Genomic DNA, 12,021 nt, shown 5'->3' on the forward strand with positions numbered 1-12,021 from the left:
CCTCGTCACCGCGCGCTACTACATCAACGACGCCAATACGAACAACAGCGGCACCTACGGCATTCCTGCCGCCGATCCCCTGGCGGACATCACCGACGTGCGGGTTCAAAGCATCCTGGGCTCCTACACCCACATCTTCAGCCCCGCCGTAATGAACGAATTCCGTGACACGTACCTGCGCCGGAAGTTTTTGGACAGGCGGCCCGGGTTCGGCGAAAACCTCGCCGCCAAAATCGGCCTGTCCGGTGTGTCTGACGCCGCCTTTCCGGCCTTCACCATTCCGGGCTATGGCGTTCCGGCGGGCTTCGTGGCCGGCAATGTCACGGTTCCGAACACCGGCGCGGCGCTAGGGAACCCAACCGCCGTCTACCGCTTCCAGACCCCCATCGTTGACCAGCAATTGATAGAGTCCCTTTCCTGGTCTAGGGGGAAGCACGCCTGGAAATTCGGCGTGGAGTACCGCGCCGGCGCCAACGACGAGATTCGCGACCGCGGCTCCGCCGGAAATTTCACCATCAGCCCCTTGATCACTGCCTTGCCGGGCTCTGCTTCAACTACGGGGAACGCGCTGGCCGGCTTCCTCCTGGGTTATGTGAGCGCAGCCAGCAGCCAGGTTTCCGATAAGATCCCCTCGCGCGCCTCTTACATGGCGTTCTATGCGCAGGACGACTGGCGCATCACAGACCGCCTCACGATGAACGCCGGTCTCCGCTACGAAGTGGAATTCCCGCGCTACGTCCTGGGGAACAAGATGAATTCGTTCGATCCCCTGGCCATCAACCCGGTCTCCGGAACTCCTGGCGTGGTAACGTTCGCCGGGACGAATGGCACGCCCGTACGCGCCTTCCTCACGGATTGGAACAACATCGGCCCGCGCCTCGGGTTCGCGTGGCGCATCCCCGGAACGCGTGAGACGGTAATTCGCGGCGGCGCCGGCGTGTTCTACGGGCCTACCGTCAGCAACACCATAGGCGACGTGGCGGCGCTGGGCTTTTCGACTTCCGCCAGTTACTCTGTAGCGCAGGCGGAAACCCAGACCGCGCTGCTGCTCCGCGATGGCTTCCCCGCGTACACGCGGCCGCCGCTTACGCCGGGTTTTGGAGCGGTGGCGCCCGGCCAGAAGCCCAATACCGCCGTTTCGTTCTTCAATCCCGAACAGGTAGCCCCTGTCTCGTACCAATACAACTTCGGCATTCAGCGCGAGGTGGCACGCGACCTGCTGCTCGAAATCGGCTTCATCGGCAACGTGAGCCATCACCTCACGGCCAACGATCTCAGCCTGAACCAGGTCCCCCCGGAACTGATGGGTCCCGGCAACTCGCAGTTGCGGCGCCCATTTCCGCAATTCAGCAACGTAACCTGGATCAATCCGTCCATCGGTAACTCCACCTACCATGCCGGTTTCGTCCGGGCGGAAAAACGCATGAGCGGGAGTTTGTCGTTCCTGGCGCACTACACGTTCTCCAAGTTCCTCGACGACGTCGAGGCGGCTAACGAATTCGGCGCCACCGGCAGCTACATGGATGCTTACAACCGCGGGCTCGATAAAGGCCGCAGCGGTAGCGATGTGCCGCATCGGCTGGTGGTCGAGGCCTTATATGAGCTCCGCGGTTTCAAGGGGAATCGCGTTCTCAACCGTGTGCTCGGCGGCTGGAAAGTGGGAGTGTTGGAAACCGCCGAATCCGGCCCCGCCTTCACCGTCACCACTTCGGCGAACACCACCAACGCTTTTCCCGCCGGGTCTTTGCGGCCGGACCTGCTGCATGATCCTTCGCTGCCCTCCGGCCGGCGAACCGTCGCCCGCTGGTTCGACACCACGGCCTTCGTCAATCCCGCGCCGTACACGTTTGGGAATTCGCCGCGGTCTGGCCTCCGTGGCGCCCCCGTAGTCACCACGGATGTGACCCTTGAGAAGAGCTTCGCGCTCGCTGAGCACCTCCGACTCGAAGTGCGCGCTGAATTCTACAATGTTCTCAACCACGCGGTCTTCAACGTCCCCGGTTTCACCCTGGGCGACGCCGCTTTCGGCGCGGTCTCCAGCGCACGGTCGCCGCGCACGGGGCAACTGGCAGCGCGCCTCAGCTTCTAAAAGCCAGCCTTGTGTTCCGGCCGTCTGGTCGGCCACTCTGTCATAATCGCGCCGTCGGAGCACTTTCGGCAGCAAGCGGGTGCTGCGCTTGGTTCGGCAGAATACTCGGAGAGACTGGCAAACGCTACTGCATCAGGGAGCGATAATAGTCCTCTGCCGGGCAGATATCAGCAAGGGGCGTTATGCGTCAAGCCAAGCCGACTTGTCGGTCCCTATCCGACGTAGGCACTTCTCACCATTAGCGACAAACAGTCACCTTGGACTTGTAAACGCGCGACACCGTCTGGAACGGCTAAAGATCGGTAGTGTGGGGATCTGTTTACCACATTTCGAGCACTCATCGTTTCTCGATTTTGAATATGCCGAGAGGCGCAGCTTTGGCGGAGCGAGGGATTCAGGAATACATAACGAAGGCCGGGCTCACGAGCGGGCCGTTGTTCAGGCCGGTACGAAACCCCCGGTCATCGGAGTTAGCGAACCGTCCGATTACGGAGGTAACGCTCTGGCGCCTAGCGGTGGGGTACTTGCAACGCCTTCCCGGTTCGATGCGAGAAGTTCAAGGCCCAGGCGGGGCGATGTGTGAGGCATGCATCTATACCCCCCACTCTCTCCGAGCAACAACCGCAACCCTCTTATTGGATGCCGGAGTCGACATCGCCAAAGTGCAGGAGCTTCTGGGGCTACCGCCACATCACCACGACACAGATCCACGACAAACGACGCCGCGGAACATCCGAGAGCGCCTCGCACGAAGTGCCGATTTGAATTAGCCGCACCCGTTATCTCAGAGTGATCGATAGACCTTTAAGCACGAGGTAGACGATCTGGGCGACGTTGGTACTCTTGAAAAGCACTTCGTTCTCTTCCACCGAGAAGCCGTTCTTAAGCCCATCGAATCCAGCCTCGCACAAAGTTCGAAGCTCACGTTTATAATCAAGGGTCTCTGCCTGCCCTGCGCCAGCGGCATCGGCGTAGCGCTTCTGTAGGCCATCGAACTGTGCGTCGGACCCGCTCTGGAACTTGGCTGTGAACGCTTCCGGAATTCCGCCCTTCAGTGCGTCGATGAGGAGAGCGGTGCAGCCGCCAAAGCCACCGATGAGGAAGAGCGGCCGGCCGGCACGAACGGCGAGCGTGGCCTCTTCGAGAATGCCTGGGTACTTGCCCTTAAAGCCGGTGATTTGGCCTCCGAGGAGGATGCGAGCTGCGATGCGGCCGGTCATCTCCTCGCGCATCACCGTGAGCGAGCGCGCCCACAGATAGCGACCTTGGACGTCATCTGGCGCGACAAATGTCGTTTCGTCGAGCCCCAGATCGGCCGGCGGACGAAGGTTGTGGAATTTCGCTTCGTCCAGGTAGTCCTTCCAGACGGCCTGATCGAGGCGCAAATGAATCGGCCAGCTCAGGAAATTGTGAATCCGCTCTTCGGAACCCGCTCGATTGTGTGCTCGAACAAGGTCAAAGAGAATAGTTGTAAAGCCCCCGCGCCGGAGATCTCCGCCGTAGGCAAGCGATGCCCCTTGGGAGAGCAGATGGCGTGCGCACTCGACCATTGCATCTTCCAGGTGCGCGAGGTTCATGCCCGGTGGGAACTCTGGGCTATTCGAGATCGAAATCCCGATGATGCGGCCTTTGAAAGGCGGCTCCTTGCCCGGTGTCAGCTCGACGCCAGTAGCCGTCGGAGTGACGAACTTCAGATTCGAAGGAGTGGAGGGATTGAGGTCTTCGAGGACCTCGATTTCTTCATCACCGAGCGGCGGGTCGGGATAGAGGAGCACCGCTGGCTTCTGCCATTCGCACTTCTTTGCTCGAATCAGATTGCGGTATGTCAGCATCTCCGGCGCGGTGCCGACTTCGATGCAGGTATTCGGCAACAGCCCTGCCGTCTTCAGAGTTCTCACGTGCTGTAGGAAATAGGCGTTCCGCAGAACTTCCCGAACTGCAGCGTCCATCACCACGCGGCAACTCTTCGCGTCGTCGCCGCGCCACCGCACACTGGGAGCGTTGCCGAGATATGGAAAAAGCCGTTCCTCTCCTTGCGTAACGGCATTTACAACGAGAATCGGGCAGGCGTACTGCTTCGCGAGAAGCACTTCTTTACGGCACCACGGCCGGTCGGAGTACGTGTTCGAATGAATGACGATCATGGCGCTATCCGCGACGCCGGCCTTGATCTCTTTCTCGAAGTCGTGTCCTGGCGCGATGTCGTTCGAATCGTAGAAAGTCGCCACGGGAAGCATTTGCCCGCCGTAGTCGCGGAGCTTCATCGCGATAATGTTTCCGTCTACTCCATGCTTCGAATGGCTCAAAAAGAGCTTGACCGGCGCAAAGCTCTTTTCCAGTACGCCGAAAGCCTCGGTCGGGACATCGCCGGACTTAGCCAAGAGGAGGCGGGCGAGCTCGTGGGTAATCGCCGACACAATGATCTGCGGCACGTCCGTAAAGTCTGCTTCTTCGAGGCGAATGCAATTGTTCTTTTTGAGAACGCTATGGACCTTGTCCTCGCACATCACTGGGAGAAGGAGACGCCGTCGGGCTGAATTTGCAATTTCCTTATCCAAGGTGCGAAGAGCAGCGATCCACGTCTCGTCGGCACGAATGCTGTTATCGATGAGCCCGACGACTACTGTGCTCTCGGCATCGTCGAGCGCCTGGGACACTGGCTGTATCGCGGCGTCTGAAGTGCTGCCAGAGTGAAGGTAGACCGGGATGCCAAGGCCGCGGGCGGCAGGGCGTTCGGCATCGCGACAGAAGCACGAGTAGATATGCCGCGCGAGGTCCTGGCCACGGGCAAAATCGGAGTGCCAGAGAACGCGGAGTATCAATCTGGGTTTATACGAAGTGATCGACATATTTTAAGGAGCAGTATTTCGACGCATCATGTCGCGGCCGTTCACAATCAGGCGCTTCGGCCGGCGAGCCGTGTCGAGCGCATCCTCAATGTAACCCTTGAGCGCATTCGCCCCGCCCATCAGCTGGTCCCATGTGATCCATAGGGCGTAGCCTGACACGATGTTGTTGTGCAGACGCGTCGGGACGATAGATTTGCCGTCCGTCGCGCGTGCCACGCTCGGAAGCTGAACCCCGATCAGGCCGTGCTCCTTGTCGAGCGTCCCTTTGAGCTCCCAGTCGACGTACTTCCGCCCATGCGTGTGGGCTCCGCAAAGAACGATCGTGCAGGATGTGCCGCTGATATTGTTGTCCCGAATCGATTGCATAATGTATTCGGGATCATCTGTCGTGAGCGTTCCTCAGCGAATTATCCTGGATGATATCGTACGACTGGGCGCAATACGTCGCAGAAAATGCGTCGTAATAGCCTTGGTCGCCGTGGTGGTGGTAACTGACAAAGATCTTGCGCTGGATATCGGCTCGGAGCAGTTGCTCCATCAAGCTGTTGTAGTTGAAAGCCACTCCATTCTCCTGGTTCGCTTACTCTCCGCGCTGATCGCCAACGAGAGCGGTGTCACCGCTAATATAGCGCGCGTACTCCGTTGGTCCCGCGAATCCATTCGGGCAACGGCACATACAGCGATGACCCTTTCATCATTCCCAACTCCCCTTTCGAAGGGATGCTCTCGATGACGGGATACAGCGAGAGGTATTCCTGCCCTTTGAAACTGGTGCTGTTGTCGGCGACGAGCGGAACGATTCCAATCGGTCCCCGCTTCAGCCCATCGTAGTAGCCGAGTTCCCAAGGCATCCACTTCGACTTGGGCGAATTCTGCGTAGTTGCAAATGCGAGCGAACTGCACGACCCCATGCGCACCCGGAGGATCTCGGCAGTCCTCGCATCGACCACATTGTGGTCGAGTTCGGGGTCGTCCCAGTCGACATAAACGCGGTAGCGCTTCTCTTCCAGTAGCACCTTGAGGCCGAGAATCAATTTCGCGTCCTCATTGGCGTGCGAAAGAAAAATGTCATAGGTCAGCGCCTTGGAGAACTGCGCAGCGCTTTCGCGAAGCAGCCGGTCAGCGGTCTTCGCTTCATAAGCATATCGCCTGTTATAGGCACTCAGTGCTTCGCTCTGACGTAGAAATGCCATGGTTCGTCTCCTCTACCACTTGTACGGATTGAGCATCTTCGCTGCGAGCTGCTTCTTCCGCTCTGCCTCTTTGTAGGCCTCTTCGACCCAGTCGCCGAATTTCGAGCCGTCCCAGAGATAGAGCTTCGCCCCCGCGCCTACGAGCGGCGTTGGTGCCGATCCCTGGTAGGTCGTTTGCTGGTACTTGTCTTTTATCTGGTGAATGTAGATGCCGAGCAGCCCATTGCCGCGCTCGATGCTCCTTTCGATCTCGTAGTTCACATACTCGCGACTATAGGTGTGCGGCCCGATTAGCACCGCCGTTACCGAGGTGCCGCTCAGGCCGGCCTCGATCAGCTTCTTGATCGCAGCGTCGCCCTTCTTCTTGGCCTCCTCCCACATGGAGGCGTCCTGAAAGCCGGCGGCGGAGCACCCCTCAACGACGTGGGAGTTCCGAACGACGTTCACCCGCCAAATGTCCTCGTAATGGAAACTAAAAAAGACTCTTCGTGCCACACGTTCTCCTTGGAGCGCCGGCGCGTTTCCCTTGCGCCAGCCTCGACTGTTCTTGAATCAATTGCCTGACTTGTGCTTCGTTGGATCCACCAGCGTGTAGGTGACGCCTTTAGCCGGCGCGGGTGGAAGTGGTTCTCCTTTTACGGAGGTCACTTCCGTTCCCTTTCCGCCTCTGGGCCCGACCTGCTGATATTGACCAGACTTCGGGGCCGTTTGCCCCGGCTTCAATCCACTCATTCTTGCCATGCTACTGCTCTCCTTTTTCCGCTTTGCTTCCGATTATGGTTGATCTCCCAATCTCGTTCAGTGAATGAGCTGAACGAGTGAGCTAAAAAAAGCCTATTTAATCGGCACATAAATATACTCCATGCCCCCAGAGTCGGCCGTTGCCTCCGCTCTCAACAGATACCCTTGTTCCCAAAGCTGCTTAAACTTGCTGCTGGCGTTTGTAATCGAAACGTCCTTTGCATGAGCTGCGAATTCGGCAGCTCGCGTTGCCTTCCGGCCGAGGGCGAACCGAAATCCGTCAACAGTACCCTGACTCGGCGGTGGTCCCACGAGGGAAGGCTTCCCAGTTCGGTCCCAACACATTATCGGCTGCTTGGCCCTTTGGGCAGCAGCGTCCCAGTTCTCTCTCTGGTCTGCGTCACTGAGGTCGATGAATGCAAAACCCTTCTTGCCCCGGTATCGCCGTGCGAGCTCGACAAGCGTCTCGGATGCGAACGAGATGTCAATGTGGTTGATTCCGGCGACGGATACCTGGAAGACCAGCACCCCGGCGTGGCTTTCAACGAACTCCATCAACTTTGCATACACAACGCGCCCCGCAGCTCGACCCCACCCGTCCGCGTCTGGCATGAAGTCCCGGAGGCGGAGTTTTTGTGTTGCAATCTCGTTCATTATCTTCATTGAAGCAGATTTAAGGCCGCTCGTCAAGGCCTAGGGTGAAGCAAACGTGCGTTCCCCACACCAGAGGCAGGCGAGAGAAGCAGAAAGCTGTGTTGGGCGTGTAGCCATCCTTGCCCGGAACGAGGAAGACGCGCTCATGCGGCAACCGCAAGTCGAGTTGTGCGCGGAACTTGATCGCCTTGTCGGCGCATCCCTTCAGTCCACAGCCCCGCGAGGGGCCATGGCGAGACAAACCTCGCCTGAACACCTCAACGAGGAGTTCCGTATTCGACAGAGCTGCAAGCCGAAGCGATTCACTTCGGAGCGCCGGCCGAAGCGTCTCAAGCAAACCCAGCCCGCTGTCTGATACAGCGACCTTAAGACAGTTTCCCCGATGGTAAACCTGTAGGGCAGCAAACCCGTCCAGCGGAGTCCGGCTGTGAGAGAACACGTTGTCGATTAGTTCAGCGAGGATCGTCCATGCCGCGCCTTCGAGTATCTTTACGTCTTTGCGTTGACTGCAAGCCCTCGTAATCGCCGCCGTCAATCGGCTGACAAGATTCTGGTCGCGAGAGGTGCGGTCGATCCTCTCGATCTCCACTAAGCCTGGATTCCGTCCCCGGTATCTTGCCGCAGAAGACTGCGGCCGATGCGGCAGTACAGCGATGTTCGGAGAGAGACACTCGAAGAACGCGATTCGGCTCAGATACCCGAGAACCCCCTCCTCTCCCTCTTCGAATTCAACGATAACGCGTCGGGTCGCACAGTCGAGCTGATTGAACAATGAGAGAAGACGAACGGCAGCGTCGGTCATTACGTTGCACTTTGCGGGAAAACGGAACACGACGTCTGCCGATGGGGCCTCGTGTGGGGAAGGACCGGCTCGTAGGACTTCTTCCAGGGTGGAAGCATCCATCCACCCCGGAGCGAATTGGATGACCGTTTCCATTGGGTTTCCGTGAACCGCTAAGGCTGAGCTGCCCTCCGTCTCACACGCTTCATATCGAATCAATAGTACTGGCGAATGTAAGCATACCCGAAGAATGGAGGGGCGACAAGAGGGGGTTCGGGGTGATCTTGGAGCACTTCCCGAAACCCGACCAAGTCGTTCTGAACGCATTTCTACGCCGACCTAAGATTCCGGCGTATTCTTGACGAGCGTCGCCCGGGATGAGTTCAAGGACGGTATTCGGCGTTACATGAACGCTCAGCGTGAGGTCGTCTTAGAGGTCGGAGTCGTCTCGTTGAAAGAGATTTGGGCTTGGGGCGGTAGCAGCAGTCCGATTGAGGATTTGGCCGAGATCTTCTTTCAAGCGAAAACCAGCTCTGAGCAATTGAACTGGATTAAGTAACTTGTAGAGGAGAACGATATCGCAGTCGGTAGGCGGTGGACCTCCCCAGAAGGCGCGAAAAATGTAACCCGACGAGTGCTTGTCCAAGCCAGGGATCGCGGATTCCCGCTTCCAAGCGACCCTGCTTTTCTCCCATAGTGATTTAGGTAGCTGATGAGACCCGATTGATTTCGGCCAGCATCAGCGACTGCAATCGGTCAAGTATGTGACCGATTGCATGGGGATTCGAGTCGCCGCCGAGAAGCGCTTTAAAGTCTTGTTCCCGAAAAACGCAGCCAAGTATCTGTTTGATACCACCGTCATTGCGCCAGTTCTCGATGTGCTGGTGGCGCTTACCCATTACGATCAGGGTGGCCAACCTCCCGAGGAATGCTCTGTAAACAAAAAAATGGGACCAAAGAACTTCACTAAGATAAGGTCGGCAGCGCTCGACTTCGTTTGCGCGCGTCATCGCATCATTGATCAAGTCGTCCGTTATCGATGAGACGACGTCATGCATGTTGCCGTGGTCCTCAAACACAGAATCATATTCGGACGGAAGCAGGATGGTGTAAAAGAACACCGCCGATGAGAGGCTTTGCTTGAGATCCAGCACGGCGGACCACAGAGTTTCCGTCGCAGAAATGCGTTTCTGAAATATCAACTCGGGAGCTTTTGCGTTGGTTCCTCTATCCGGAGCTGGCCCAGATGGCCCACCGCGCAGGGCGCTAATCACCCGTGTGACCTCCCGATCGAACTCTGCCGGATCCGACCAGTTCGAAAAGTCCGGAATATGGTACGAACGGAGATCCTTCGCGATGTCGATACCGGAATCAGCATCGAAGCATTCCCATTCTCTAATAACGTCGATAGGCACGACGGATACAGGGAAAAGGACGCGTCCGCCCTCTCGGTGTTCGCGAGCTAACGCATTTGCTAGCTCGGTCTGAACCCAGTTGCTCTTCATGCTGTGTTCCGAGAGCACTACGAGAAGCCGGTCGAATGAGGAGATCGCGTGCTTTACCTGATCGTAAATCTTTTCCCCAGGCATTATGTCATCGGGGGCGAACCACACCGGAACGCCTTCAGTTCTGAGGCGGGCAGCCAGCTTCTGCGCAAATGCTTGGTCCTTGGAAGAATGGCTGATGAAGCACGAGGAGAATGACTGCTTTGCAGTGTATGACGACTGAGAGGGTTGGGAATACTTCTGTAGCCATTTCGCGAGTCTTGCCAGATCAACCAGATGAAGATCCCGCCTAGCACAGCTCAGCTCGTGGACGTCTGCCGTGAAAGAAGACGTCGTGACCAGGACGGCGTTCGGAACACCGATGTGCGCCTTTACCCCGACGATCTGGCGCGCGATCTCGACGCCTACCTTATTGCCGGCCGCATACCTTTTGCATTCCACGACCCACGACGTCTGAAGCCCCGAGGAATCTGTCGTTATGCCGAGGATGTCGTAGCCGCCATCACGAGTTGGCGGGGTGACGCTTACTTCCCAACCGAACCCGGCAAGAAGTTCTGCGACAACCGCCTCGAAGAGGTGTGGGTCCAACTCGCGAAGCTGTTCCGGACTTGCCCTGCAAAGCGAGATGGCCTGCTTAACGTCCATACTTGATCTCTTATGCTCCGCCGCCCAGCTTCTCGTTCCGATCGCGGTGTGATTCCCGGATGGAATGCTCTTAAATAATCGGGCGTAAAGTCAAGACTAACTCAAATCCCAACTTGCAGGGCAACGATACCCGGAGCTCAAAATGGCTCCGTTAAGAGCCGCCCGAAGCCAACCTTCTGAAACTGGGCGACTTGCTATCGCTTTAAATCCACGCCGTAGACGCTAAATTCTGTATCTGCAATCCAGGCTCTGATTCCCAAGCTGGACGTCAACGATGCGAACCAGATGTATACTTGACTGGTGGTCACCCGCCTTTCTTCGAATCTCGGCCGCCCTCGATTCCGGCGTGTGCCGCCCGCGTTCGAGGCAAAAGGGAACTCTTTTCGAAATCTGCCATATTCACCCAAGCTGCTGATTCAAAACGCATTAATCTGTCTTGCGCGCATAGGGAACGATAAACGCCCCAGGATCCGGCAATTCACTTGCGTGTGTAGTCGGCAATGCGTAGGACATGCCTCGATTCTTCGTGACCTGTTGCCGCGCGAGCAGTCGCGCAGCGTTTCTAGACCGCATACTGAACCATCATTCTCTTGAATTGTGCGCGCCTGCTCGTATCCAGAAGCATATCCGTGCCCCCTGCAAAATACTCGGTCACAAACCTTAGCCACATGAAAACACAGTACATCCGGCCTGTCTCCCGCACCCCCGGCGGTATAGTGTGAACGAGGTTCGGATGGCATCCATCAGACGCATCATTTCCGCGCGCGCCAACGGCGCCCGCTCCAAAGGTCCCAAAACGCCGGCCGGCAAAAGCCGCTCTTCCTTCAACGCCATGCGCCACGGCCTGCTCGCTAAAACCGTGGTTCTCGAAAACGAGTCCACCCAGGCGTTTGAGGCGCTCTACTCCGAGCTCGTCAACCGCTTCGGCCCCGCCGACGGCATCGAGCTCGGCTTCCTTGAAGAGATGGCCACCTCCTTCTGGCGCATGCGCCGCGCCTGGGCCATCGAGGCCAGCCTCCTCGATCAGCGCCTCAGCGAGCAGTCCGGCCCCGACGAGGTCGCCCGCATCGCCGGCGCCTTCTCCCAGCTCGCCTCCTCCCCCGAGCTCAGCCTCCTCCACCGCTACGAAACCCGCCTCCACTGCGCCTATCAGCGGGCATTTCACAACCTCCTCCTGCTGCGCACCGCGGAGATACCAAACGAACCCAATCCCATTTCCGAACACCCGGAAGAGAACCCCGAACCGGAGCGGGCCTTACTGCCTCCTGGCGATCAACAGAAACCGGAGGGGCCGGGACCCTCTACCGTCTGAAGCAGCGCACGCAGGTTCTCCGCAGGGGTGCCGGGGCTCACGCCGCCTCCCATGGAGAGGATCAGGCCTTCGCGTCCCCCCTTAGCCAACACGTCCCGCGCCGCCTGCTGCACCTGCTCCGGGGTGCCCCGGACGCCCAACTCCAGCGGGTTCACGTTGCCCATCAGGCAGAGCTTCCCGGCCGTGGCTTCCCGTACTGCCGCGATCTCCAGGTTATGGCTGAAGTTCAGGACGTCGAAGCCCGTCCCGGGG

13 protein-coding genes are annotated in these 12,021 nt (G+C 58.3%); 3 read left to right on the forward strand and 10 right to left on the reverse strand.

Annotated features, from left to right (window positions below; genetic code table 11):
- Positions 1–2,089 (forward strand): hypothetical protein (locus VN577_12440; GenBank protein HWR15632.1); only part of this gene is annotated, 2,089 nt, incomplete at its 5' end.
- A 779-nt stretch (positions 2,090–2,868) separates the two neighbouring features.
- Here the strand turns inward: VN577_12440 and VN577_12445 are convergent.
- The 8 genes from VN577_12445 to VN577_12480 form a co-directional block, all read right to left on the reverse strand.
- Entirely contained in the window at positions 2,869–4,911 is a 2,043-nt protein-coding gene (locus VN577_12445) for a TIR domain-containing protein (GenBank protein HWR15633.1), read from the reverse strand.
- Positions 4,912–4,941: 30 nt separating this feature from the next.
- Positions 4,942–5,304, reverse strand: a complete 363-nt coding sequence (locus tag VN577_12450; protein HWR15634.1) for a TIR domain-containing protein — start codon at positions 5,302–5,304, stop codon at positions 4,942–4,944.
- A 13-nt stretch (positions 5,305–5,317) separates the two neighbouring features.
- Complete coding sequence (locus tag VN577_12455; GenBank protein ID HWR15635.1) at positions 5,318–5,500, reverse strand: TIR domain-containing protein; 183 nt, start codon at positions 5,498–5,500, stop codon at positions 5,318–5,320.
- 58 nt (positions 5,501–5,558) lie between these two features.
- Positions 5,559–6,131 (reverse strand): hypothetical protein, encoded by a 573-nt coding sequence (locus VN577_12460; protein HWR15636.1) that lies wholly within the window; start codon positions 6,129–6,131, stop codon positions 5,559–5,561.
- A 12-nt stretch (positions 6,132–6,143) separates the two neighbouring features.
- Complete coding sequence (locus VN577_12465; protein HWR15637.1) at positions 6,144–6,626, reverse strand: TIR domain-containing protein; 483 nt, start codon at positions 6,624–6,626, stop codon at positions 6,144–6,146.
- A gap of 57 nt (positions 6,627–6,683) precedes the next feature.
- Positions 6,684–6,872 (reverse strand): hypothetical protein, encoded by a 189-nt coding sequence (locus VN577_12470; GenBank protein ID HWR15638.1) that lies wholly within the window; start codon positions 6,870–6,872, stop codon positions 6,684–6,686.
- Positions 6,873–6,965: 93 nt separating this feature from the next.
- On the reverse strand, positions 6,966–7,526 hold the full coding sequence (locus tag VN577_12475) for a hypothetical protein (protein HWR15639.1): 561 nt from the start codon (positions 7,524–7,526) through the stop codon (positions 6,966–6,968).
- Positions 7,527–7,545: 19 nt separating this feature from the next.
- Positions 7,546–8,463, reverse strand: a complete 918-nt coding sequence (locus VN577_12480; GenBank protein HWR15640.1) for a hypothetical protein — start codon at positions 8,461–8,463, stop codon at positions 7,546–7,548.
- 202 nt (positions 8,464–8,665) lie between these two features.
- On the opposite strand from VN577_12480, the gene VN577_12485 reads away from it, so the two are divergent.
- Positions 8,666–8,866, forward strand: a complete 201-nt coding sequence (locus tag VN577_12485; GenBank protein HWR15641.1) for a hypothetical protein — start codon at positions 8,666–8,668, stop codon at positions 8,864–8,866.
- A gap of 142 nt (positions 8,867–9,008) precedes the next feature.
- Here VN577_12485 and VN577_12490 read toward each other — a convergent pair whose 3' ends face one another.
- A complete protein-coding gene (locus VN577_12490) occupies positions 9,009–10,457 on the reverse strand; it encodes a restriction endonuclease (GenBank protein HWR15642.1) in 1,449 nt (482 codons plus the stop codon).
- A 733-nt stretch (positions 10,458–11,190) separates the two neighbouring features.
- Between VN577_12490 and VN577_12495 the strand changes: the two genes are divergently transcribed.
- The gene (locus tag VN577_12495; protein ID HWR15643.1) at positions 11,191–11,769 is read left to right on the forward strand and encodes a hypothetical protein; all 579 of its coding nucleotides are present in this window, start codon (positions 11,191–11,193) and stop codon (positions 11,767–11,769) included.
- On the opposite strand, the gene VN577_12500 is transcribed toward VN577_12495, so the two are convergent.
- On the reverse strand, positions 11,730–12,021 hold a 292-nt coding region (locus VN577_12500; GenBank protein HWR15644.1), incomplete at its 5' end, for a uroporphyrinogen decarboxylase family protein. The two genes, VN577_12495 and VN577_12500, sit on opposite strands and share 40 nt — an antisense overlap.

It is taken from the genome of Terriglobales bacterium, assembly GCA_035561515.1.
In the GTDB taxonomy this organism is placed as follows: Bacteria; Acidobacteriota; Terriglobia; order Terriglobales; family Acidobacteriaceae; genus DATMXP01.

What these genes read in the sequence shown, in the direction of transcription:
- VN577_12450 (HWR15634.1), bottom strand. Translation starts at nt 5,304, where the DNA reads ATGCAATCGATTCGGGACAACAATATCAGCGGCACATCCTGCACGATC.
- VN577_12475 (HWR15639.1), bottom strand. Translation starts at nt 7,526, where the DNA reads ATGAACGAGATTGCAACACAAAAACTCCGCCTCCGGGACTTCATGCCA.
- VN577_12460 (HWR15636.1), bottom strand. Translation starts at nt 6,131, where the DNA reads ATGGCATTTCTACGTCAGAGCGAAGCACTGAGTGCCTATAACAGGCGA.
- VN577_12480 (HWR15640.1), bottom strand. Translation starts at nt 8,463, where the DNA reads ATGGAAACGGTCATCCAATTCGCTCCGGGGTGGATGGATGCTTCCACC.
- VN577_12490 (HWR15642.1), bottom strand. Translation starts at nt 10,457, where the DNA reads ATGGACGTTAAGCAGGCCATCTCGCTTTGCAGGGCAAGTCCGGAACAG.
- VN577_12470 (HWR15638.1), bottom strand. Translation starts at nt 6,872, where the DNA reads ATGGCAAGAATGAGTGGATTGAAGCCGGGGCAAACGGCCCCGAAGTCT.
- VN577_12495 (HWR15643.1), top strand. Translation starts at nt 11,191, where the DNA reads ATGGCATCCATCAGACGCATCATTTCCGCGCGCGCCAACGGCGCCCGC.